Genomic DNA, 24,385 nt, shown 5'->3' with positions numbered 1-24,385 from the left:
AGTCTTGTACACATTTTCTTAACCGTCATAATTACGTTATTTTAGGGCAAATTAAGTTTTTCAACAGAAATCACAGGACCTACTAATACTACTTAATTAAATATATAATTAATAAATAAAACAAATGCCAATCTAGGAGGTAACAAATGAAATTTACCGTAAACAGAAATCTGTTCGTTGATAATCTAAACAATGTAATGCATGCTATTTCTTCTCGCGCTACGATACCGATATTAAGCGGAATCAAACTCAACTTAACTGAAGATGAACTTCTTTTAACTGGTAGTGATTCTGACATTTCAATCGAAATTAGAATTCCGGTAAGTGAAGATTTAACTGTTGAATCAACTGGTGCAATTGTGTTACCAGCCCGGTTTTTCAGTGAAATTATTAGACGTTTGCCAGGTAAGGAATTTTCACTTGAAGTAAAAGAGAGTTTCCAAACACAAATCATCTCTGAAAATAGTGAATTCACGATTAATGGTCTTGATGCCAATAACTATCCAAGATTACCGGAAATTCCTGACGAGTCCTCTTTTATCATCTCAGGAAAAACTTTCCGTGAAATCATTAATGAAACCCAATTTGCAGTTGCAACCCAGGAAAGCCGTCTGGTTTTAACAGGTGTTCACTTTGACTTTGGTCCTGAGCGGATTCACGCTGTAGCGACTGACTCACATCGGCTTTCGAGTCGCGCATTGACGTTAGAAAATGGACCACAAGCTAAAACTGACTTAATTATTCCTGGTAAAAGCCTGCTTGAATTAGCACGTATTATCGGGGAAACTGATCCAGAAATTAAAGTTTGTCCGGGTGAAAATCAAGTACTCTTTGAAATTGGTAATATTCTGTTCTATTCACGTTTGCTTGAGGGCAGCTATCCGGATACTGAACGCTTGATTCCAAGCGAAAGCACAACAAGTGTTGAATTTGATTTAGCTGAGCTTTCTAGCGCGCTTGACCGTGCAAGTCTGTTAACTCACGCTGGCCGCAACAATGTTGTTGATTTAACCCTAGATACTGAAAACCAAACAGCTAAATTATCGGGTGAATCGGCAGAAATTGGTAACGTAGAAGAAGATGTTGCCTTTAAGAAATTGGAAGGCAAGAACTTGAAGATTTCCTTCAACCCTGATTATTTGCGTGATGCTTTGCGTGCTTCGGTAACTGATTCGGTTGTAATGGAATTTACCCAGCCTCTGCGGCCTTTCACTGTAAATCCAGATAAAGATGATATCGACTTTGTGCAATTAATCACACCAGTTAGAACTTTTTAAACAAACTTTTAGTTAATAATGAAAAAGGCCATCGAAATGATGGTCTTTTCTTTGGCAATTTTCTCAAAATAGACAAAAAAGGCGTCTTATTCTATTTTTACTGTCATTCACTGTGATACGTTTATTTATAAAAAAATCGTTTATAGGGCTTTATATTGCGCTTAAAGTTGTATTTTACCTGTGAAACGCATATACTTAACTATAGGTAATTAAAGTGATGAAGGTGGATATTATCAAAGAGTTTAAGGTAAAGGGTGAGTATGTCACTCTCAGTCAATTTTTAAAAGAAGAAAGTATCATTTCTTCTGGTGGTCAAGCTAAGTGGTATCTGCAAGAAAATCCCGTTATCTTGAATGGGATTAAGGAAAATCGCCGTGGGAAAAAGATTAGACCTGGCGATCAGATTGAAGTTGCCCAAGAAAGATATGAATTTCGGTAACCTGAATGTATCTCAAGCACTTTATTGCACAAAATTATCGTAATTTACAGCAATTAGACGTAGTTTTTGATCCCAATGTCAATATTTTTATCGGGCAAAATGCGCAGGGCAAGACTAATCTGCTTGAGGCGATTTACTTTTTGGCATTAACGAGATCACATCGGACAAGTAGTGATAAAGAATTAATTGCTTTTGACCAGGATTATGCAAATATTTCTGGTCATGTATATAAAAGCCAAATTGATTTATCCTTAAGGGTATTAATTACCAAAAAGGGTAAAAAAGTCTGGGTTAATCGGATCGAACAAGCCAAACTGTCAAAGTATGTTGGACAGTTAAATGCAATTTTGTTTTCTCCAGAAGATTTGGATTTGATTAAAGGAGCACCGACACAAAGACGGCGCTTTATGGATCAAGAATTTGGCCAGATTAATTCGGAATATCTTTATTTTGCCGGTAAATACAGACAGGTATTGCAACAAAAAAATAACTATCTGAAATTACTGGCAAAAGGACAAGCACGGGACATGATGTTTCTAGATGTTTTGTCCGATCAATTGGCTGGGGTTGCAGCTGAAGTGATTGTTCGGCGATTTAAATTTTTAAAATACTTAGATCGTTATGCTCAAAACGCATATGAACACATAAGTTCCAGCAATGAAAAATTGACACTTCATTATCGACCATCAGTCAAGGAAGTAACTGAATCTGATAGTGTCGAAGAGGTATATCGCAAACTACTTGCTAATTACCAAAAAAATCAAAAGATCGAATTACTGAAAAAAACAACTCTTAGTGGACCTCATCGTGATGATATTGAATTTGAATTAGATGGCAAGGATGCACATTTATATGGCTCGCAAGGCCAACAGCGAACAATTGCGCTTAGTGTTAAACTTGCGGAAATCCAATTAGTACATCATTTAACTGCCGAATATCCATTACTTTTACTCGATGATGTAATGAGTGAGCTTGATCATGACCGTCAAAGTGCTCTGCTCAATTACATTCATGGTAAGACACAAACTTTTATTACAACAACAGATCTCGAAGGTATTTCCTGGGAAATAATTAAAAAGCCTAAGGTATACCGGATTAAATCAGGGAAGATTTATTTAGAAGAGGGGAAATTGAATGGCTGATCAGAAGAAAGACAACCTCGACCAAATCAAGCAATATGAAAAAGAAGCTGATAAATATAATGCCAGCCAAATTCAAGTTTTAGGCGGGCTTGAAGCTGTTCGTAAACGGCCGGGTATGTATATTGGCTCCACAAGTTCTCAAGGCTTGCACCACCTAGTTTGGGAAATAATTGATAATGGTATTGATGAGAGCTTGGCAGGCTTTGCAACTAAGATCGAAGTTACCATCAATGAAGATGGTAGCGTAACTGTTCAAGATGATGGACGGGGAATTCCAGTTGACATTGAGAAAAAGACTGGTCGTCCAGCGCTTGAAACTGTCTTTACTGTTCTTCACGCCGGTGGTAAATTTGGCGGTGGCGGCTATAAAGTATCTGGTGGATTGCACGGTGTTGGTGCTTCAGTAGTTAATGCATTATCAACCAAGCTGGATGTTACAACAATGCGTGATGGCAAAAAGTACTTTATTGACTTTGATCACGGTCGTGTTGATCATGAAATGAAAATGACTGGTACTGTGCCGTTGACTGATCATGGTACAATTGTTCACTTCTTCCCAGATCCTGATATCTTCACTGAAACTACTTCATTTGATGATAAAATCTTAAAAAATAGAATACGTGAATTAGCCTTTTTGAATAAAGGCTTAAAGCTGACGTTTACGGATAAGCGAAAAGATAGCGCCGAGACGGATGTTTATCACTATGAGGGTGGTATTCAAGAATACGTTTCGTTCCTAAATCGTGATAATGAAGTTTTATTTGATAAACCAATTTATGTAGAGGGGACTTTCAGCGACATTAATGTCGAAGTTTCTTTGCAATATACTAAGGGTTATAAAACAACCTTGATGACTTTTGCTAATAACATTCATACCTATGAAGGCGGGATGCATGAAGCAGGGTTCAAGACAGCCTTAACGCGTGTAGTTAACGATTATGCTCATAAGACTAAATTACTGAAAGATAATGATGATAATTTGTCTGGTGAAGATATTCGTGAGGGTATGACAGCAATCGTTTCTGTTAAGCACCCAAACCCACAATTCGAAGGTCAGACTAAGACCAAATTAGGTAATTCCGATGCCAGAACAGCAGTTGACCGGGCATTTTCTGAAACTTTCAATGCTTTCTTAATGGAAAATCCGCAAGTTGGCCGAAAGATTGTTGAAAAAGCACAGTTAGCTGAACGTGCCAGAACTGCTGCTAAGCGTGCTCGTGAAGTTACCCGAAAGAAATCAGGCTTAGAAATTGCTAATTTGCCAGGGAAATTGGCAGATAATACAAGTAATGATCCAAGTATTTCAGAATTATTCATTGTCGAGGGTAATTCAGCCGGCGGTTCTGCTAAGCAAGGCCGTTCAAGATTAACACAAGCAATTTTACCGATTCGTGGTAAAATTCTGAATGTTGAAAAAGCTTCGATGGATCGTATTTTGGCCAATGAAGAAATTCGGTCATTATTTACGGCATTAGGAACTGGTTTCGGAGCTGATTTTGATGTTTCCAAGGCCCGTTATCATAAGCTGATTATTATGACTGATGCCGATGTCGACGGGGCCCATATTAGAACGCTGCTGTTAACACTCTTTTACAACTATATGCGTCCAATGATCGACAAAGGATATGTCTATATCGCACGTCCGCCTCTATACCAAGTTCGTCAAGGCAAGGTAATCAGATATTTAGATACTGATGAGGAATTGCATGACTACCTAGGCAGCTTGCAGCCAAGTCCAAAGCCAACGGTTCAGCGGTATAAGGGATTAGGTGAAATGGACCCAGAACAATTATGGGAAACGACCATGAATCCTGAAAATAGGCGGCTAGATCGGGTTAGTCCGGAATATGCTAAAAATGTCGATGAGGTGTTTGAATTACTCATGGGTAACGAAGTCGCACCGAGACGTAGTTTCATTGAAAGCAACGCTAAGTACGTTGAAAACTTGGATGCTTAGGAGGTTTAAATGGATAACGACAACCAAAGTCAAGATCACAGAATAAGAAACGTTGACTTGACCAACGTGATGAATAGTTCATTTTTGGATTATGCGATGTCAGTTATCGTAGCACGGGCTTTGCCTGATGTTCGCGATGGTTTGAAACCAGTCCAGCGTCGTATTCTTTACGGAATGAGCGAATTAGGCGTTACACCTGATAAACCATATAAGAAATCGGCCAGAATAGTTGGGGAAGTTATGGGTAAGTTTCACCCCCACGGTGATTCCTCAATTTATTTGGCAATGGCGCACATGGCACAAGATTTTAGCTACCGGTATATGCTGGTGGACGGTCACGGTAACTTTGGTTCGGTCGATGGTGATGAACCAGCCGCAATGCGTTATACCGAGGCACGAATGAGTAAAATCGCGGTTGAAATGCTGCGTGATATCAATAAAAATACTATTGATTGGCAACGTAACTACGATGACTCTGAAAATGAACCAGTTGTTTTACCAGCTAGGATTCCTAACTTGCTTGTCAACGGGACAAGTGGAATTGCCGTTGGTATGACCACGAATATTCCACCACATAACCTTTCTGAAGTTATTCAAGGATTGCATATGTTGATGGACAATCCAGAAATAACTACTAAAGAGTTGATGAAGGCAATTCCGGGACCAGATTTTCCAACTGGCGGAACAATTATGGGCCGAGGCGGTATTTACCGCGCTTATGAAACCGGTCGGGGCAACATTGTTGTTCGGGCTAACACTAATATCGAAACCGAAAAAAGTGGTCGTGAGCGAATTGTAGTTACTGAGATTCCGTACTTGGTCAATAAGGCTGAATTAGTAAAGAAGATTGCTGATTTAGCTCGTTCTAAGACAATTGACGGAATTACCGGTGTTCGTGATGAATCCGACCAATCTGGGATGCGAATTACCATTGATGTTCGGCGTGATGCCAGCGCAAGTGTTATTTTGAATAATTTATTCAAGCAGACACAGATGCAGGCTAACTTCGGCATGAATATGGTGGCAATTGTTGATGGCGCCCCACATTTCCTAAGCTTAAAGGAAATGCTGCAATACTACTTACAACACCAAGAAGATGTTGTTACTAGAAGAACCAAGTTCGATCTTGCTAAAGCTGAAGCTAGAGCTCATATTCTTGAAGGTTTGAAGATTGCACTAGATCACATTGATGAAATTGTTCATATTATTCGTCAAAGTGAATCAAGTGATATTGCCAAAGCTGCGTTAATCAGTCGGTTTGGATTAGATGACAAGCAGTCGCAAGCAATCCTGGATATGCGGTTAGTTCGCCTGACCGGACTGGAACGCGATAAAGTTGAAGCTGAATATAAAGAATTAAAAGCTAAAATTGCGGACTACCAAGATATTCTTGCACGACCAGAACGAATTAACGAGATTATTTATGACGAACTGCTTGATATTCAAAAGCGCTTTGGTGATGATCGTCGAACCAAGATTGGCGAAGGAGAAGTTGTTTCGATTGAAGATGAAGATTTGATCGAAAAACAAGATGTCTTGTTAACTTTGACTCACAGTGGCTACATTAAGCGGATGCTGATTAATGAATTTAAGACCCAAAACCGTGGTGGTAAAGGGATTAAAGGCATGGGCATTAAAGATGGTGACTTCATCGAAAACTTAATGTATTCAAGCACGCATGATTTATTGTTATTCTTTACAAATAAGGGAAAAGTCTACTCTAAGAAGGCTTACGAAATTCCTGAATTTGGTCGGACAGCTAAGGGTTTGCCGATTGTCAATCTCCTTCAGTTTGAGAAGGGCGAAAAAATCCAGACAATCATTAATATTCCTGAAGATGCAGATGATAAGTACCTCTTCTTCATTACCAAGATGGGAACTGTCAAACGGACCCACGTTAGTGAATTTGCCAATATCAGAAATAGTGGTTTAATTGCTCTAACGCTGCGCGATGGTGATGAATTGAGTAATGTCTTACCAACCGATGGTAAGCAAGATATCTTAATTGGTACTCATTTGGGCTATGCTGTTCGCTTTAACGAAACAACTGTCCGCTCTATGGGACGAACTGCTGCTGGTGTCCGGGGAATTAATCTTCGTGACCATGACTATGTAGTCGGTTCCGGTGTCGTTAAGGATAGCGATGAAGTTTTAGTCATTTCTGAAAAAGGCTACGGCAAACGGACCAGCGCTAGTGAGTATCCGGTTAAAGGCCGTGGCGGTAAGGGAATTAAGACTGCCAATGTCACGGAAAAGAATGGACCATTGTCTGGCGTTACTGTAGTAGATGGTTCACAGGATATTATGGTCATCACGGATGACGGAATTATGATCCGCTTTAAGATTACGGATGTTTCTCAAACTGGTCGAAGCACAATTGGTGTTCGCTTGATTAAAGTTGGTGATGGTAGTAAGGTCGCAAGTCTTGCTGTTGTGCCTGCTGAAGAAGACCAAGAAGTTGCAAATGACGAAGAAATAACTGCTGAATCAGAAGAATAATTAAGAAAAAAATTATCAGACTTTTTTGCGTATTTAATTGTGAGGGATGAAAAAATTCCTTGTAGGATCACGTGAAGATAGTTTGGTAATTTTTTGTTTCTGTGCTAAAATTAGAGCTTGCGAGTAATAAAACTAAATTACTCCTTGTTCTTGAATTTTTAGCAAGAACCATTTAGTCCAAAAGGAGGTGCACTAGTAATGACAACTACTAAGTATGAAATAACTTATATTATTAAGCCTGATATTGATGAAGAATCAAAAAAGGCGCTAGTTGAAAACTATGATAAGGTTATTGCCGATAATGGTGGTACGATGGTTGAGTCAAAAGACTGGGAAAAGCGTCATTTCGCATATGAAATTAACAAATACCGTGAGGGAACTTATCACGTTATGACTTTCACTGCAGACAACGCTGACGCAGTTAACGAATTTGACCGTTTATCTAAGATTGACACTGCTGTTTTGCGTTCAATGACTGTCAAAGTTGGCGAATAAAAAATAGCAACTTATCGTTTTCGTGATTTAGGAAAGGAAGGACCTAAAGTATGATTAATCGAGTTGTACTTGTTGGCCGTTTAACACGTGATCCTGAATTACGTACTACTGGGAGTGGAATCTCGGTTGCTACGTTTACTCTTGCCGTTGATCGTCAGTATACTAACGCTCAAGGCGAGAGAGGTGCGGATTTTATTAGCTGTGTAATTTGGCGAAAAGCAGCAGAAAATTTCTGTAACTTTACGTCTAAAGGATCACTTGTTGGTATTGACGGCCGAATTCAAACCAGAAGTTACGATAATAAAGATGGGCAAAGAGTATATGTGACCGAAGTTGTCGTTGATAACTTTGCATTGCTTGAATCACGTAAAGATCGTGAAGCCCGTGGTCAAAATGGTGGCTTTACACCAACTGATAACGGCAATTTTGGTAATCAAAATACCAATAATTCGCCAAACATGGGACCATCTAATCAGAATAATCCGCTAAATAGCAGTAATCAATCTGATAATACCCAAGATCCATTTGCTGGTTCGGGTGACACGATTGATATTTCTGATGATGATCTTCCATTCTAATTTTAAAGAAAGGACCTAGGATATGGCTCAACAAAGAAGAGGCGGCCATCGTCGTCGTAAGGTTGACTTTATCGCAGCCAACCACATTGATTACGTTGACTACAAGGACGTTGATCTGTTGAAACGTTTTATCTCCGAAAGAGGTAAAATCTTACCACGTCGTGTCACTGGCACTAGCGCTAAGAATCAACGTAAAGTAGCTAAGGCAATCGAAAGAGCTCGCATTATGGGCTTGTTGCCATTCGTTACTGAAGACTAATTAAGTCAAATAAAATAAAAGGCGGAAAAGTTAATTTTCCGCCTTTTTTGTGTTTTATTAAATATTTTTTGTAAAGCAGCAGCTAATTCCGCCCAAAACTAAAATTATTCTTTATCGCGGCATTAAGCCCCAGCCAAATGTCCGGTCTAAGCAGATATGTGCCAGCCATATTAGGTTAAAGTTGATTAACTGGGTTGTTCTTAAATGGGGGAACAAAGCCAAAATGGTCAAAAAGATTAACGGAAATACAAGTAAATGACCGAGATTATAAAGAACATTTCCCACCTGAGGCGATATTGCATAGCCAGCTGCCCCAAGATCAAAAACTAGGTACCAGGCAATAAAAAATAGTAATGAACCATCGTTTTTCCAGTATGCTACTAATAGAAAAATTAGTGCGACAAGATAGTCCAATTTATAAAGATAAGCAATCATATTTTTTCCTTCCAGTTTATAATTCGCCTAACTGTTTTAAGCTATTTTCGATTTCGTCAATGGAGGCTTCTTCTTCAATTTTGTTTTTAAGTTCAGCTAGAATTTTTGTCATTTTGGTATAAAAAATGGCTTGTTGCTGACAATCCTGTGCTTTTTTCGTTACTAGTTTTAAGGTCTCTTTGTCGCAGTAATTGCTTTTAGGGCTTTGATATAAGGCAACAGCTTGTTTAACTTCTGGTAACTTGAGCTGTGCGTGACGCAGATTGGTAATAAACTTTATTAATGCAGCATCGGCATCAGTGTAGTCTCTGTAGCCGTTTCTGTTACGTTGGGGATGCAATAGCCCAATTTTTTCATAGTAACGCAGGGTATCAGTACTAATATTTACTAGTTTAGCGAATGCAGCAATTTTCATTATCCAAAGCCTCCATGAATTCAGTATCACATTGGAGTATACTCCAATGTCAAGAATTAATAATATAAAAATAGCGCCTAGTACCACCAGCTAGGTGTCTTTTTATCCGCTGTTTTGCTGACTTTAATTTTTAAGCACCAGTTTTTATTAGAATGATGCAAGGAAAGCAAGCAGCCTGCTCCAGCCTGCGATAATAGTTGATTTTAGCTTGATTTAAAGATAATCCGGTACCTGCTACTTGTTAGCAGCAATAAAAGCTTAATATTCAGGAGTTTCTTATCAAGTGATTACAAGGTATAATAATAATGATGTACTATACATTAATTTAGGAAGGATCTTACATGAAAGATTTTTTACGTAAGCTTGAATTTCCTGCTTTTATCAAGGATTCACGTTTGACAGCTTCTGTCATTATCATCTTGGCACTGTCACTTTTAGGCAGTATTGTTGCGATGATCATGAATCCATTATTCGGTTTGGCAATGGTACTAATTTTTATTTTGACCGTTGCTTGTACCGTTTATGGTGCTTATATACTTGCTGGTAACGCGAATAACTTTGCTGTCAGTTTGTCTTATCGGATTAAGCGCAGCGAACAAGAAGCGATGATTAAAATGCCTCTTGGCATCTTGCTGTATGACAAGGACAGACAAATTCAGTGGGTAAATCCATATTTACAGCTTTATTTAAAAGATGAAGACCTGATTGGACACACGATTAAATCAGTTGATCCAGATTTAGATAAGTTAATTGATGATTTGTTAAAGGCTAAAACTGCTGAAAATCACGTTGTGAATTGGGATGGTCACCAATTTGAAATGGTCATCCAGAATAATTTGGGTGTGATCTATTTACTTGATATTACGCGTTATGCGAAAATTGAACAGAAATATAATAATGAGTTGTTAGCAATTGGCCAAGTATTTATTGATAATTACGATGAACTAAGCGAAACAATGCATGATCAGGAACTAACGACTACGAGTTCTTATGTGCAAAATACTCTGAGTGATTACGCCAAAAATTACAATGCCTACCTTAAGCGGATTGATGAGGATCATTTCTTGCTACTGTTACATATGCAGGATTTAGCTAAAATGGAAAAAGATAAGTTCTCCGTTTTGGATAAAATGCGGCTAGAAACCAGCCGTAATAATACGCCATTGACCTTATCGATTGGGATTGCTTTTGGCAGTAGTTTAATTACCGAATTGGCTGACCAAGCCCAGTCTAACCTTGACTTGGCTTTAGGACGAGGTGGTGACCAGGTTGTTTTAAGTCAACCTGGAAAGGCCGCGCGTTTTTATGGCGGTAAATCTAATCCAATGGAAAAACGGACACGTGTGCGTGCACGAATGGTTTCCCAAGCAATTAGTGAATTGTTTAAAGAAGCTGACCGGGTTTTTGTTGTTGGTCATGCTAATCCCGATATGGATTCAGTGGGTAGTGGAATTGGTGTCGTTAAGATTGCCAGATTGCATAATGTTAAGGCGAACTTTGTGCTAGACGTCAATAAGACAAACTATGATGTTGGCCGGTTAGTTGCCAAGATGCAAAAAGTTAAAGAAGACACCGATATGTTTATCTCGCCAGACGATGCTTTGGAAAGTTTAACTGATAAGTCAATGCTAGTTATGGTTGATCATTCAAAATATTCGATTACTTATTCAAAAGATTTATACGACCGGTTGAAGAATCGCATTATTGTAATTGATCACCACCGCCGCGGTGAAGAATTCCCTGAAAATCCTATGCTGACATACGTTGAGCCCTATGCCTCGTCCGCATGTGAACTTGTCACTGAAATGGTAGAATATCAACAACCAAGTTCAGGCCAGCGGGTCTTGACCGATTTGGAAGCGACAGCAATGCTAGCTGGTATTACGGTTGATTCACGTGAATTCTCGCTAAGAACGGGAACGCGGACATTTGATGCGGCGAGCTATCTGCGCTCAATTGGTGCTAGCTCTGTTGGCGTGAGTGAACTGCTTAAGGAGGATATCGATAGTTTCCTTGAGCGCACACGCCTAGTCAGCAGCCTAAAAATGATCAGGCCAAAAATGGCTGTTTTGTGCGGTGATGATGACCAGATTATTGATCCGATAATTACTGCTCAAGCCGCGGATACGGCACTTGATTTGGAAAATGTTGAAGCTAGTTTTGCAATTACTCGGCGCAGTAAAGACACCATTAGCATTTCTGCTCGTTCGATGGGCGAAATCAATGTCCAGGTAATTATGGAAAAATTAGGCGGTGGCGGCCATTTATCTAATGCTGCAACGCAAATTAAGGGTGTTACAGTTCAAGAGGCACTTGCCAAACTGCTTAATGCAGTTGATACTTATGAAAAAGAAAATGAATAGAGGTAAGCAAAATGAAAGTTATTTTTACTAAAGATGTTAAAGGCCGCGGCAAACGTGGTGAAGTTAAGAACGTTCCAGATGGCTACGCCCAAAACTTTTTATTAAAACGCGGTTTAGCTAAAGAGGCTAATAAGGCCAACATGCACACTTTAGAGCGCGTAGAAGCCAATGAAAAGGCTGCTTACGAAAGTGAAAAGGCAGAAGCTGAAAAAATTAAGGCTCAGCTTGACCAAGATGAAACTGTAGTCAACTTTAAGTCAAAGGCTGGTTCAGATTCACGTCTCTTTGGTTCAATTTCCGGCAAGAAAATTGTTGAGGGCTTAGAGGATCAGTTCGGAATTAAGCTCGACAAGCGCAAATTAAACCTGCCTGAGCCAATTAAAACCTTAGGCTATACAAATGTACCTGTTAAGTTATTTAAGGGCATAGAGGGCAAAATTCGTGTCCACGTTACTGAACAGGAATAACTTTAATTTAATAAAAAGTGGTCATGATTAATGGATAATATCGTTTCGCAACAAATACCGCACGATGATGAAGCGGAAAAAGCCGTTTTAGGTGCAATTTTTATTGATCCAGAGGCAATTGCCGACGCCAGTGCGGAGGTTGAGCCGGGTGACTTTTATAAAAAAGCTAATCAATTAATCTTTCAAGCAATGCTTGATTTATCAGATCGCGAAGATGCAATTGATCCGCTAACTTTACAAGATGAATTAACCAAAAAGAATCAGCTGGATGATATTGGCGGAATTGCTTATGTTTCGGAACTTGCCATTGCCACCCCTACGGCTGCTCATATCGTTTATTATGCCAAGATTGTTCACCGTAAGGCATTATTGCGGCGGCTTATTTCTGCCAGTCAAAAAATCATTTCGAACGCAATGCAGGATTCAGACGATGTTACTGCAATTCTAGATGATGCCGAAAGTGAGATCATGAATGTTTCTTCGGAAAACAATGCAAATGGCTTTCGGGGAATCAAGGATATTGTTAATGCCGCAATTGAAGAAATCAATAGTATTCCTGAAGACGGCAACATGGTTACTGGTCTGCCCACAGGCTTTGTCGAACTAGATAAAATGACTACGGGTTTCCACGATGATGAATTAATTATTATTGCTGCCCGTCCAGGTGTTGGTAAAACTTCTTTTGCACTGAATGTTGCTCAGTATGTTGGGTTGCATACTGACAAAACGGTCGCCATGTTTTCTTTGGAAATGAGTGGCGAGCAGTTGGTACAAAGAATGCTAGCCTCTGAAGGCCTAATTAATTCGCAGCATCTAAGGACTGGCCAATTGGACGAAGAGGAGTGGCGCAAATTGATCGTAGCGTCTGGCTCTTTGGCTAATGCCAGCATCTATATTGATGATACGCCAGGAATTAAAATGAGTGAGATTAGAGCACAGGCTCGCCGACTTGCCAAGGAAAAAGGCAACTTAGGCTTAATTGTGATCGATTATCTGCAGCTGATTGAAGGGCCACGCAGCGAATCACGCCAACAAGAAGTCTCGGCAATTTCGCGGCAATTGAAAAAATTGGCTAAAGAACTACATGTGCCGGTTATTGCTCTGTCCCAGTTATCGCGTTCAGTCGAGCAGCGCCAGGACAAGCGGCCTGTTTTGTCTGATATCCGTGAATCTGGTTCTATTGAACAGGATGCCGATATTGTTTCTTTTTTGTACCGGGATGATTACTACCGCGAAGAAAATGAGGAAGATGGTGATGATCAACAAGAAGTTGGTGCAGAGGATGATAATGGTGAAGTAGAAGTCATTATCGAAAAGAACCGGTCTGGTAGCCGGGGGACGGTTAAATTAATGTTCTCTAAGCCATATAACCGCTTTTCAAACCTCGATTATAGTCACGATCAACCTGATCAGTAAACAATACTATATAATTTGTACTTAAAATATAAAAATCCCATTATTACAGCTGTTATTCTGGATACTAATCCAAAAATAAAGCATATTTAATGACTTAGTTAATTTAAGATTGTACTATTAAGGTGTAAATAGATTATTTTGCTTATTTTTTAGGAAAGGACCTAGAATTATGGCTGATAAAGGATTTAAAGATAAAGTAGCAGGAAAAGCTAAAGAATTAAAGGGTAAGGTACAGCAAGCTGCAGGTGATATGAAAGACAAAGCCCAAGATGCTGCTGACAATGTCAAAGATAAAGTCGATGACGCCAAGGATAATATGAAAAAATAATACTTGGTAAAAAAAGAGTTGAGGAATATTTCCTCAACTCTTTTTTGTGTTACACGTGAAACTAATTGCTAACGTAATTTGTTCTTAACTTCTGGTGGCAACTCCAAATTAGGGTGCTCCGGATCATAAAATTCGTAAAAGACAGGAGCCTTATTTGAATCATTACTCTTAGGATAGAGCTCATAATTATTAGCCATCAACGGCAGCGTCATATTATTTTTATAGGAATCCCAAATCTTACCTAAAATTTGAGCAATTAACTTACGCTCTTGGGGATCAAGTGATAAAAAGACCCGACTAAAACGGTAAGTTCCAACCAGTTTATTATTTGTTAGCTGATGTGCTTCCTCAATATCGGCATTTTCAAAGGCTTCAAATAAATCGGAAAATGCTTCACCGCGTTCTTCTTTGGGAATGGAATGATTAAAGTTAATTAGAGCATGACGGAGTACACGACTACCAGAAGATAATCCTTTTGCCAGGGTAAAACTGTCACGACCAACTGACCAGCGTCGTGGGTCGTGCTGGTTGCGCATTGCCGCCGTACTTTTGACAACAATTGTTTGCTCAGGATGGTCAAGCATTGCTCCAAAAATTGAACTCTGTGGAATGTAGGTTTTCATTTTAGGCATTGCCTGGATAAAGCCGGGACTAGTATAAACCTTATGGAAAAATCCCGGACCATCAAAACTAAGCGCTTTAACTACTCTTTCTTGTGTTTCGGGCTTAGCAGCACTTAGGGCATATTGGGCAAAATTCCCGCCTTTTGAATGACCCAAGAGATAAATTTGCTTTTCAGGAAACTTGGTTGAGATTTCTTCCAAATATTTTGCCGCTACGCTTTGACCGTAAATTTCCGGCAAATAGTTCATGCGCATATCTTCTTTCCAACCAATCATGGTGCCATCAGTACCGCGAAAGGCGATAGCAATGGTATCTTTTGTAATTGAAAATGTTGCAGCACTGAATTGCAGTGGATACGGGTCGTCTTCTAGCCTGTCAGTCCAGTCAAGAATTTTTATATTGCCGATTCTAGGACTCTCGGCAAGTAAGATGATTTCTGCAGCAGTTTCAGAATGCATCTGGTGCTGAAAAGATGCCAAATTACGCAATTTTTCTGCTAATTCAGCTAATGTGTGTCCAACGCTAGAATCGTCTGCGGGAAGATAAACTAATGAAGATAATAAAGCGGCATCGATACTGTTAAAAGGCTTTTCTGCGAAAGTAAGATCACCGCGCCAACGTAAATAATCAAGTGGACCAGCCATAAAAATTACTCCTTTTTATTAAAATTACCACTTTTCAGCAGCCATTGTAGCTAATTTGATTTTTGCGAACAAAAAATAAGCAATAGTTAATTTCTATTGCTTATTGTAAAACAATCAGTTATTTACCGAGACTATCGTAACTGATTCGTTTAATGTCAGGATATTTCCGCAAGGCCATAATAATATCATTTTCATCAATATTATTATTAATAATACCATCGGCAAAGAAAATAATCTTTTCATCACTAACAAATAAAATTTTGACAGAGGCATTTTCAACGTGATTTGCGGCTAATTCATGTTGAATTGTTTCCAAAATATGGGGGCGATTAACTGCCTCAATTTGAACATTAAACCGGATATGCATGATGATTTTATCAATAATATTGTCATCATGAAATAGCATCTGAATAACAAATAACAGGGCTGTAGCCAGAACGCCTAAGAAGTATAATCCAGAACCAATAGCCATACCAATTGCGGCTGTTGCCCAGATACCTGCAGCTGTAGTCAATCCAGAAACTTGGTCTTTTTTAACTAAAATTGTCCCAGCACCAATAAATGAAATACCAGAAACGACTTGCGCTGCGATACGCGATGCGTCAAATTCCATTCCGGATATTTTAATTAAATCATTGAAACCATACTTGGAAACAATCATAAATAGTGCAGAAGAAAATGCTACAACAATGTGGGTTCTAACACCCGCACTCTTTCTCTGTATTGCTCGTTCATAGCCGATTAAGGCCCCGCATAAAGAGGCCACCAACAACCTTAATAACCAGGGTAATTGGGCATTAATCGGTGTTATATTTGCCATTATATCAATATCACTCCATTTCTAAATAAACCACGTTATATTATACTCTAAAATAAATGGTATTAGAATATAGTTTTTTAATGTTTACGCAAAAATGGGCGGATAAGACCAGTAAAATCATTGACTTTATCGGGTTTCAGCATGTTATCAAAGTGAAGTTGCTTTTTAAGTAGTCTATCAAAATTATTTATTATGTTAGTAGATAATAATTACTTAACTAATATTTATTTGGCTTTGAATACTTGATGACTTCGTTAGTTAATAAATCATTGAAAAGATAAAACAATAAGTGATTACTAATTGAATATTTATTGAGATCACGGGCATTAGGCAAGATATAGGTTTCGGTTGTAGCAAATGGCAGGCTCTTAGCAGCAGTGACGGCAAACACATTTGCCTTACTTTTAACTGCACCGCCAGCAATGCTATTGGTCAAAGCGCTTTTACCGGAAACCGTATAAATGATGACTAAGTCACGTGGTTGAAAGACATAACTAAGATCGTCAGAATAGTAAATTTTTTCAACGACTTCACTATAAATATTCAAAGTCTGTAAATTATACTTCAATTGATCTGCGCAGGGGGACGATTTTCCGGTGGCCACAATCTTAATAGAAACAGATTGGAGGATTTGTTCAGCCAGTTTTTTAAGATTTAAATTAGTTGCAATTAACTGATCCAGCATTTGCTTATATGATTCAATCATCAGATTAATTGACGAGCTGTTTGAATTGCGGTCGATTTTTTGCGCAAAATACGCATTGACGGCATATTTAAATTCGGTGTAACCCTGAAAGCCTAATGTTTTACAAAAGCGCGTAACGGTATTGCGGGATACGCCGATACTTTGCGCTAAGCTAGTTATATTTTTTTCAACGACTAATTCTGGAAATTCTAGTAGAGAATCAGCGACAATTTTTTCCTGCCTGGTTAATTGCGGAAGTGCGGATTTAATTAATAAAAAAATATCCATAACGGTTGCCTTTCTAAAGTTTGTTTCACTTTTTGTGCAGTCGCACATATAAATTATTATAGATGTGCTATTGCATAAGTAAAAGAAACATTTTAAAATTAGTAGTGAATATACAATATAAGTTGTTATTCACTACTTTAAAGTAAAAGGAGGTACTTAGGTGAACAATAGATTTCCAGCAGATTTTTTATGGGGAGGTGCTATTTCAGCTAATCAAAGTGAAGGTAATTGGCGTGCCGATAATAAAGGTCCGTCAGTTGCGGATATCATGCGGACAAATGAGCGTATTTCACCCTCACTAGCAGAGGTTACTGCGCGACTGCAAGATAAGCATGATGAACGCTATCCTAAAAGAAACGGGATCGACTTTTATCATACTTACGAGCAAGACTTGCAATTGCTTGCGCAAACGGGTTGCAAGGTCTTCAGAACATCGATTGCTTGGAGCAGAATATTTCCACGCGGCGATGAAAAAGAGCCTAATCAGGCTGGACTTGACTTTTATTATAAGCTATTTAGTAGTTGTAAAAAACTAGGACTAAAAATAATGGTCACTTTGTCTCATTATGAAATGCCAATTTACTTAGTTGAGCATTATGGTGGTTGGAAAAATCGCCAGTTGATTGATTTTTATGTCAATTATTGTCAGACAGTGATCAAAGAATACGCGGATTTAGTTGATTTTTGGCTACCATTTAATGAAATCGATAGCGTATTTCGGCATCCGTTTATTAGTGCTGGTTTGGTCAAAGAAGATCAGAGTATGGCTAACTTGTGTCAAGCAATGCATTACCAATTTGTAGCTAGCGCAAAGATAACCAGTTATATTCACCAAATAACTAAGGCGCAAGTGGGTTGTATGATCACAGGAATCCAGATTTATCCGGCAACAAGTAAGCCAGAAGATAATTTCTTAATCGAGCAAGTGCGCCAACAAATGTATCTTGCTGGGCAAGTTCAAATACAGGGCAATTATCCCAAGCGAATTTTAAAGATGATGACAAAAAAGTTCGATTTGGATATTACTGCTGCGGACTTGCACTTGCTTAAGCAAGGTACGGGCGATTTTCTGGCTTTTAGCTACTACACTTCAATCATGAAGGGGGTTGAAAATAGTGGCGCAAAAGCTGAAGGCAATACGATTAGTGGTCAAAGAAATCCATATTTAGCATCGTCGAAATGGGGTTGGCAAATTGACCCTGTGGGCTTGAGAACATTATGTTTAGATTTGGCCGATCGGTTTGATGTTCCCCTTTTTATTGTTGAAAATGGTTTGGGAGCAGAAGACCAAGTAACGCAGGATCACCAAATCCACGACGAATATCGCATGCAGTATTTGCAAAAGCACATAGAACAATTGAGTCTGTCTTTGAACGAAGATGGCGTTGATATTATGGGCTATCTTATTTGGGGAATGATTGATATTGTCAGTTCTTCAACTGCGCAAATGAGTAAACGCTATGGTCTAATTTATGTTGATTATGATGATGAAAATCATGGCAGTGGTCGCAGGTTAAAAAAGGATAGCTTTTACTGGTATCAAAATTTGATGAAGGAAAATTAATGTTAATGATTGGGGGTTAAGCGAATGGATGATAGATTATTTGCCCAAAAAATTCTTGAATTAGTGGGCGGTCAGGATAATGTTGAAAAATCCTGGCATTGTGCAACGCGTTTACGGATTATTCCTAATGATGCAGCAAAAATTAACTTGGAGGAGTTAAAGAAACTTAAAGGTGTATTAGGTGTTGTTCAGAGTGGTGAACAATGTCAAATTGTTATTGGTAACCAAGTTGGCAGTATTTACCAAGAGTTTCAAAAATTGCTAACACAGAAAAACGACAATGCAAGTCAGCCAGCTAGCGAAACTAAACCCGAAAAAAAGAAGACTAACATTTTTAGTCGAATGTTATCAGCTTTAGTTGGTTGTATTACGCCGTTAATCCCAGTTTTGATTGCAGGCGGAATGGGCAAATGTATTGTCATGCTATTGCCAATGCTCAAAATCTTAGATAAAACTTCTAGTACTTATCAAATTTTATACTTTATCTTCGATTCATCGTTTTACTTCTTACCTGTTTTTGTAGCTATTGCAGCAGCTAAGCAGTTTAAAACAAATATTTACTTATCAGCCTTAGTTGGCGCGACTTTGATTAATCCGACTTTTATTGCGATGATTCAAAGCGGTAAACCGCAGAACTTGTTTGGTATTCCGGTTGTCCCAGCCAGTTATGCCAACTCTATTATTCCTGCTATTGTGGCAATTTGGGCACTCAGCTATATAGAACATTTCTTTGACCGCTATCTTTGGCGGCCAATTAAAAGCTTTATGGCCCCTTTATTAAGTATTATGATCGTAGTACCGCTAACATTGCTGGCCATTGGACCAGCAATGACATGGGTCTCGAAGGGGATATCGTTAGTCATGTTTTTCCTAAGCGGAAAACTTGGGCCATTTGCTATTGCTATATTTGCACTAATCTACCCATGGATTGTAACTACAGGGATGCATTCGGCCTTAGCAATTGCTGGGCTAGAAGCAATTACCAAGCGCGGATTTGACCCGTTTACACGAGTGCTGACACTATTGCACAACATCACTCAAGGTGCTGCAACATTGGCAGTTGCTGTTAGAACCAAAGATGAGGAATTACGTGCAACAGCCATCTCAGCAGCGTTAACAGTCTTTTGTGCCGGTATTAGTGAGCCATGCTTATACGGTGTAACACTAAAATATCGTAAGCCAATGTATTCTTGTATGATTGGCGGCTTTGCTGGTGGTATTTATGCGGGAATCATGGGCGTTAATGCCTATGTCTTTATGACACCAGGATTAATTACCCTACCAATGTGGATTAACCCCAATAATACCGGTAACTTACAAAACTTACTGAATGCAGTCATTTCAGCAGCAATTGCTGCAATCGTGACTTTTGTTGTTCAGCTCTTTATGGGAATCGACGAGCCAAAACAAGAAGCAGTAAGTGAGTAAAATCATTTGTAAATTAGATTGAAATAGCGATTTTAAGCCTTCAGCTGGCAACAAAATCGCTTTTTTGCTGCAAAAAATAAATTTACTGGTAAAAAGTACTTGCGTAAAGCTAACTGATATGGTTTAATAAGTATCGTTGTCGAGTTTGACAATGCTGACTTAGCTCAGTTGGCAGAGCACGTCACTAGTAATGATGAGGTCGGAGGTTCGAATCCTCTAGTCAGCATAAATAATCTTTAAGAAGTCTATTATTGAGGTTCTATAATATATCTTGATAATAGGCTTTTTTTGTTTTTTAATTTTTAGTTGATAGTTATGCAAAGTTGTTAATATTTAGCTTTTGCCACACAAATGCCACAAAAGCCCGAGTAATATTACTCAGACTTATCTTCGTTTCCAAAACCTGAATATTGAATAAAATTGGTAAGCTGTTTTAGTTTAATATCTAGATTTTCAATTACTTCTTTTTTACTTATTGATCCACTTTCCCATTTAGCAACATCATGATTAGTGTTTTCAGAAAATTTATCGTAAATTAAATGCAACTAGTGTCGGTTATTGGACTACTAAGATTGTAATTTTGATTGCTCTGTAAGCTGGTATGCGACCGCAAGAAATTCAAGTGCTTAGATGGTCTAATTTGGTTGATGTGACAAGCATAAAATTTTCAGAATAATACATGGAATGAAAAAGAGAAGCAATTTAACGGTCATTTAAAGAGTAGGTTTAAAGATGAATTTCTGCTAACCTTGCCCCTTTCGAAATTAGTTTTGCAGTTATTGGAGAAGTTTAAACATCGTTAGATGAGCAGTATATTGTCAATAAAAATGATTTAATCATTTTGAATATTAAGGATTATCGTTTGTGTGCATTAGGCTATCCAATAGTTCAAAAAGCATGAATGATATGTTAAAAAAGCATTTGTGAGCAAGTCGGAATAGATAGTAATGGTCTAAATATTAGTATGTACACTTGTCAGCATACGGTAGCAACTAAGTTGGGCAATACTCCAGGAATGTCTTATCCGTGGGCAGCAAGTCGTATGGGTCATACAGTCAAGATGTTTATGAAAACTTATGAGCATGTAGATGAAGATAGAAATATCAGATTTGGTTATGAATGATAAGTAAATTAAATACATAAAACTAGAATTATCAATTTAAGTTTAAAACAATCCATAAAATTAGTTTTAAATATATGAGTTATTTGAGTTAAAATAATTGAAAAAGCAACTTTTAAAGTGGGGTGTTAATATAATGGGAGTAGTAGTGAGCTTTATTAATATGAAAGGTGGAGTTGGGAAAACAACTCTAACAAGAGAAATTGGTTACCATTTAGCGTATAATTTAAGAAAAAAAGTTTTGTTAATAGATATAGATCCACAAATTAATTTAACGCAATCAGTTTTTAAGATTTTTGGTTATGCGCAAACAAAGAAGATAGCGGAAAATAATCAAAGAGAAGCTAAAGAGAACGAAGGTAATGAAAGTATAGCCAAAGAGAAAAAGTACGAATTAACCCATGCATCTATACAAAATGTTTTTAATGGTAATTTATCTAGTGAAAATCCAACAGAAAATTTAAAAAAAGTTATTCTTAATTTAGATGATGTATCTTTAAGTATTATACCTGGAGAATTCGGATTAGATTTTATTACAAGAAATTTGAGTAGTAGTCAACTTGAAAATGGATTGTATAATTTTATCGAAAAAAATAAAATTAGGGAAAAGTTCGATTACATATTGATTGATTGTCCACCAACTTACTCCTCGTATACAATTGCAGCATTGAAAACAAGTAATTTTTATGTGATACCTGTTAAACCAGAAGCGTATTCGACTCTTGGTGTTGATATGCTGGAGAAAGTTGTTAAATTTCTTATTAGCGAAGATACTCCATATTTTAAAGATAAGCCATTAAAAAATTTGGGCATAATTATTACCATGGTAAAGCAAAATGAAAAAGTTGGAATTAGAGAAATTATAAATGATTTAAAAACAAGTTCTAAATTTAAAAGTGAGGGAATTAATGTTTTTGAAAATGAATTTTCCTATAATCCTCAACTTGAAAGTAGATTAGATTATTTAATAGATAAATTTAATGCTGAAAAATATTCAAAGCCAAATTTAAAAAAACTGACTAAAGAATTCATTAATAAAATTGAGAGAGGTGAAAACAAATGAATGAATTAGAAATTATTAAAAGAGTGTATAGTAACATCAAAAAAACTAAAGATGTTAATTATAGAAAGACTATGCTGTATTCTGTATATTCATTTTTATTGTTGTCAACGAATTACTTTCATCACAATATTGATTTGAAATCTTTTTTAACGCCTTTATTACAAGATATAGATAATATTCATAACGAAAAAGAAAGAAAAAATAAGTCTTGTGTATTTAAAGATTATGTATATAAAAGTCGTTCACAAATAGTTGCTCGTTTTATAAGAATTATTCAGAAATCAGATGAATCTGTTCAAATTATATTGATTAATTCTTTGACACAGTTTATAGATGAAAATAGTAATAATTATGAGAAATCAGTATTAGATAAATCCAAGAAAGATAAAAAAGATAGACCTAATTCTGTTGATGAACTTATTTCTAGATTTGGTAGATACTAATGAATTATGAAAATGAGGTAGAAAAATATAAGGAATTTTGTGAAAAATATTTTTCTAAATTTAAAGGAAAAACCTTTTTAGAGAATAAAAAAGCAATAATTAAAACCTTTCAAATTATAAGCTTGTTCTTTATTATAAAGGATTATGATATATCAGATAATAAAAATTTGCCGTTATTATCTAAAATGAGCATAGATACTTTATTTGATATTCTTATTTCCATACCAATTGGAGATTCTCTCTTTTTTTCTGCTTGTTCACGTCAATTTGCAGAGGAATTATTGGAATTGGTCTATACAGAATATTGCAATAAAAAAATATCTGAAAAAGATCTGCTAGCTTTGAACTATAGAAAATTGTGGCAGGATGGTATTCAAAAATCTATTAAATATAAATTGCTCTCACCGAAAGATACAAAAGGAATTTTACGTGAAAAGTCAAAATTAGATAGCATAAATTTTATTTTTAAAAGTAATTCGGATAAATTACATTTTAAAGATCAGAATATTAGTACAACACAGTATTTGGAACAAATAATAAATGGCAAGAAATATAATTCTAAAATAATTATTAGAAATATCAATAAATTCCATTTATTTTGTATAGATTTATTACCGATTATTTTAAAGTTAGATATTGATAAAATGTCAATAGTTCAAAGAAAAGACTATTTAGATTTGATAAATTCATTAGCACTATATAGGACGTTTAAATAATAAAATTGAAATATTAAGCCTCTAAGTTTCTAGTCCATTTAGAAGAATTACTTGAATTAATTATCCTTAATTTATCAACGGTTTATGAAGATAAGTTAAGGATAATTTTTTTGTATAAAAAATAGATACATAAATTAAAATTTATTAAATTGTCCTAATTTGGTGGTTCACTTTGTTTTTTTCAATTTAGAATACGGAAGTAAGAAAAAAGTTTGCAATTGCTGCTTATAAAAACGAAAAGCGTCTCTCAATTTTTGATGACTGAGGGATACTTTTTTATTTTATTCGATTTAGTTAAAGCAGCCTTTTGCTCCGTTTGACCAACAGATGTATGAGATCAGTTGCAGATGTGCTACGCTGGCCAGGCTATTGATAAACTAGTACGGAATTTTAGGTTCGTTTAGCTACTATATATACAATATAAAGATCAAAAAAATACCGTTTTTTTAAAAACGGTATTTCAACTATTCTAAGAAGGCAAACTCTTGTTAGCTTGTTCACCTAATAATTAAATTGCTGTAAGCCTTTACAGCAATTTAATTATATCATTATATGTTTTTAAGTCAATTATTTTTTATACAAAAATAGTTTAATTATTTTAATTATTTGTTCATGAAATCGCTTGCTTTTAAAACGAAGTAGAAATAAAATAAGAACATAAGTAATATATTAATTACTTATGTTCTTGGAAAAATATAGAAAAGAGATGAAATAAGATGGTTCTAAACCACTACTTATGATTAAACAAGTGTGGTAAGTAGACTACAAATATAAAATGCGGGGTGAAGGATTCGAACCAACAAGAGCTACTAGCTCACCTACAAATTCATGTAGGCGCGTTTGCCAATTTCGCCAACCCCGTAATTTAAATTATACTCTAATTGACTTGGTTTGTTAAGATTTGATTTTATTTTTTTAAG

The 24,385-nt window shown here is 36.8% G+C and carries 23 protein-coding genes and 2 tRNA genes; 19 read left to right on the top strand and 6 right to left on the bottom strand.

Going from position 1 to position 24,385, the window contains the following annotated elements:
* Positions 1–146 precede the first annotated feature (146 nt).
* The 8 genes from dnaN (at position 147) to rpsR (ending at position 8,646) form a co-directional block, all read left to right on the top strand.
* A complete protein-coding gene (dnaN, locus tag J3U69_RS08530) occupies positions 147–1,277 on the top strand; it encodes a DNA polymerase III subunit beta (protein ID WP_103752639.1) in 1,131 nt (376 codons plus the stop codon).
* Between the two features lie 217 nt (positions 1,278–1,494).
* Positions 1,495–1,716: a S4 domain-containing protein YaaA gene (gene yaaA, locus J3U69_RS08525; protein WP_103752640.1), complete on the top strand. Its 222-nt coding sequence runs from the start codon at positions 1,495–1,497 to the stop codon at positions 1,714–1,716.
* 5 nt (positions 1,717–1,721) lie between these two features.
* Positions 1,722–2,858, top strand: coding sequence for a DNA replication/repair protein RecF (recF, locus tag J3U69_RS08520; RefSeq protein WP_220268795.1), 1,137 nt, complete (start codon positions 1,722–1,724; stop codon positions 2,856–2,858).
* On the top strand, positions 2,851–4,815 hold the full coding sequence (gene gyrB, locus J3U69_RS08515; RefSeq protein WP_103752642.1) for a DNA topoisomerase (ATP-hydrolyzing) subunit B: 1,965 nt from the start codon (positions 2,851–2,853) through the stop codon (positions 4,813–4,815). The genes recF and gyrB overlap by 8 nt, the downstream gene beginning before the upstream one ends.
* 9 nt (positions 4,816–4,824) lie before the next feature.
* Positions 4,825–7,314, top strand: a complete 2,490-nt coding sequence (gyrA, locus tag J3U69_RS08510; RefSeq protein WP_267413716.1) for a DNA gyrase subunit A — start codon at positions 4,825–4,827, stop codon at positions 7,312–7,314.
* A 198-nt stretch (positions 7,315–7,512) separates the two neighbouring features.
* On the top strand, positions 7,513–7,809 hold the full coding sequence (rpsF, locus tag J3U69_RS08505; protein WP_220220418.1) for a 30S ribosomal protein S6: 297 nt from the start codon (positions 7,513–7,515) through the stop codon (positions 7,807–7,809).
* 50 nt (positions 7,810–7,859) lie between these two features.
* Positions 7,860–8,387, top strand: coding sequence for a single-stranded DNA-binding protein (gene ssb / locus J3U69_RS08500; RefSeq protein ID WP_103752645.1), 528 nt, complete (start codon positions 7,860–7,862; stop codon positions 8,385–8,387).
* A gap of 22 nt (positions 8,388–8,409) precedes the next feature.
* Complete coding sequence (rpsR, locus tag J3U69_RS08495; RefSeq protein ID WP_090093298.1) at positions 8,410–8,646, top strand: 30S ribosomal protein S18; 237 nt, start codon at positions 8,410–8,412, stop codon at positions 8,644–8,646.
* Between the two features lie 111 nt (positions 8,647–8,757).
* Here the strand turns inward: rpsR and J3U69_RS08490 are convergent, their stop codons facing one another.
* On the bottom strand, positions 8,758–9,081 hold the full coding sequence (locus tag J3U69_RS08490) for a DUF4260 family protein (RefSeq protein WP_267413715.1): 324 nt from the start codon (positions 9,079–9,081) through the stop codon (positions 8,758–8,760).
* 16 nt (positions 9,082–9,097) lie between these two features.
* On the bottom strand, positions 9,098–9,496 hold the full coding sequence (locus J3U69_RS08485) for a MerR family transcriptional regulator (RefSeq protein ID WP_267413714.1): 399 nt from the start codon (positions 9,494–9,496) through the stop codon (positions 9,098–9,100).
* Positions 9,497–9,837: 341 nt separating this feature from the next.
* On the opposite strand from J3U69_RS08485, the gene J3U69_RS08480 reads away from it, so the two are divergent.
* The 4 genes from J3U69_RS08480 to J3U69_RS08465 all read left to right on the top strand — a co-directional run bounded on the left by J3U69_RS08480 (position 9,838) and on the right by J3U69_RS08465 (position 14,070).
* The gene (locus J3U69_RS08480) at positions 9,838–11,859 is read left to right on the top strand and encodes a DHH family phosphoesterase (protein WP_220268799.1); all 2,022 of its coding nucleotides are present in this window, start codon (positions 9,838–9,840) and stop codon (positions 11,857–11,859) included.
* Positions 11,860–11,870: 11 nt separating this feature from the next.
* The gene (gene rplI / locus J3U69_RS08475; RefSeq protein ID WP_103752649.1) at positions 11,871–12,326 is read left to right on the top strand and encodes a 50S ribosomal protein L9; all 456 of its coding nucleotides are present in this window, start codon (positions 11,871–11,873) and stop codon (positions 12,324–12,326) included.
* A gap of 30 nt (positions 12,327–12,356) precedes the next feature.
* On the top strand, positions 12,357–13,742 hold the full coding sequence (gene dnaB / locus J3U69_RS08470; protein ID WP_220220421.1) for a replicative DNA helicase: 1,386 nt from the start codon (positions 12,357–12,359) through the stop codon (positions 13,740–13,742).
* Positions 13,743–13,911: 169 nt separating this feature from the next.
* On the top strand, positions 13,912–14,070 hold the full coding sequence (locus J3U69_RS08465; protein WP_127326213.1) for a YtxH domain-containing protein: 159 nt from the start codon (positions 13,912–13,914) through the stop codon (positions 14,068–14,070).
* Between the two features lie 68 nt (positions 14,071–14,138).
* On the opposite strand, the gene J3U69_RS08460 is transcribed toward J3U69_RS08465, so the two are convergent.
* From J3U69_RS08460 to J3U69_RS08450, 3 genes are all read right to left on the bottom strand, one after another.
* A complete protein-coding gene (locus J3U69_RS08460) occupies positions 14,139–15,338 on the bottom strand; it encodes a DUF2974 domain-containing protein (RefSeq protein ID WP_267413713.1) in 1,200 nt (399 codons plus the stop codon).
* A 118-nt stretch (positions 15,339–15,456) separates the two neighbouring features.
* Positions 15,457–16,158, bottom strand: coding sequence for an MgtC/SapB family protein (locus tag J3U69_RS08455; RefSeq protein ID WP_267413712.1), 702 nt, complete (start codon positions 16,156–16,158; stop codon positions 15,457–15,459).
* Between the two features lie 217 nt (positions 16,159–16,375).
* The gene (locus tag J3U69_RS08450; protein ID WP_267413711.1) at positions 16,376–17,131 is read right to left on the bottom strand and encodes a MurR/RpiR family transcriptional regulator; all 756 of its coding nucleotides are present in this window, start codon (positions 17,129–17,131) and stop codon (positions 16,376–16,378) included.
* Between the two features lie 160 nt (positions 17,132–17,291).
* Between J3U69_RS08450 and J3U69_RS08445 the strand changes: the two genes are divergently transcribed.
* The 7 genes from J3U69_RS08445 to J3U69_RS08415 all read left to right on the top strand — a co-directional run bounded on the left by J3U69_RS08445 (position 17,292) and on the right by J3U69_RS08415 (position 23,465).
* The gene (locus tag J3U69_RS08445) at positions 17,292–18,695 is read left to right on the top strand and encodes a glycoside hydrolase family 1 protein (RefSeq protein WP_267413710.1); all 1,404 of its coding nucleotides are present in this window, start codon (positions 17,292–17,294) and stop codon (positions 18,693–18,695) included.
* A gap of 24 nt (positions 18,696–18,719) precedes the next feature.
* The gene (locus J3U69_RS08440; RefSeq protein WP_220220426.1) at positions 18,720–20,123 is read left to right on the top strand and encodes a PTS transporter subunit EIIC; all 1,404 of its coding nucleotides are present in this window, start codon (positions 18,720–18,722) and stop codon (positions 20,121–20,123) included.
* A 153-nt stretch (positions 20,124–20,276) separates the two neighbouring features.
* Positions 20,277–20,349 (top strand) — tRNA-Thr (locus J3U69_RS08435).
* A 738-nt stretch (positions 20,350–21,087) separates the two neighbouring features.
* Positions 21,088–21,246 (top strand): hypothetical protein, encoded by a 159-nt coding sequence (locus tag J3U69_RS08430; RefSeq protein WP_267413709.1) that lies wholly within the window; start codon positions 21,088–21,090, stop codon positions 21,244–21,246.
* 97 nt (positions 21,247–21,343) lie between these two features.
* Complete coding sequence (locus J3U69_RS08425) at positions 21,344–22,306, top strand: ParA family protein (RefSeq protein ID WP_267413708.1); 963 nt, start codon at positions 21,344–21,346, stop codon at positions 22,304–22,306.
* Positions 22,303–22,749: a hypothetical protein gene (locus J3U69_RS08420; protein ID WP_267413707.1), complete on the top strand. Its 447-nt coding sequence runs from the start codon at positions 22,303–22,305 to the stop codon at positions 22,747–22,749. Before J3U69_RS08425 ends, J3U69_RS08420 begins: the two co-directional genes overlap by 4 nt.
* Positions 22,749–23,465 (top strand): hypothetical protein, encoded by a 717-nt coding sequence (locus tag J3U69_RS08415; RefSeq protein ID WP_267413706.1) that lies wholly within the window; start codon positions 22,749–22,751, stop codon positions 23,463–23,465. Before J3U69_RS08420 ends, J3U69_RS08415 begins: the two co-directional genes overlap by 1 nt.
* A 776-nt stretch (positions 23,466–24,241) precedes the next feature.
* Here the strand turns inward: J3U69_RS08415 and J3U69_RS08410 are convergent.
* Positions 24,242–24,326, bottom strand: a tRNA-Ser gene (locus J3U69_RS08410).
* Positions 24,327–24,385: the final 59 nt, after the last annotated feature.

Source organism: Lactobacillus sp. B4026 (assembly GCF_026535825.1).
Lineage (GTDB): Bacteria > Bacillota > Bacilli > Lactobacillales > Lactobacillaceae > Lactobacillus > Lactobacillus panisapium.
The sequence above is the reverse complement of the archived record's forward strand: the minus strand, read 5'-3'. Positions and strand labels throughout refer to the sequence as shown.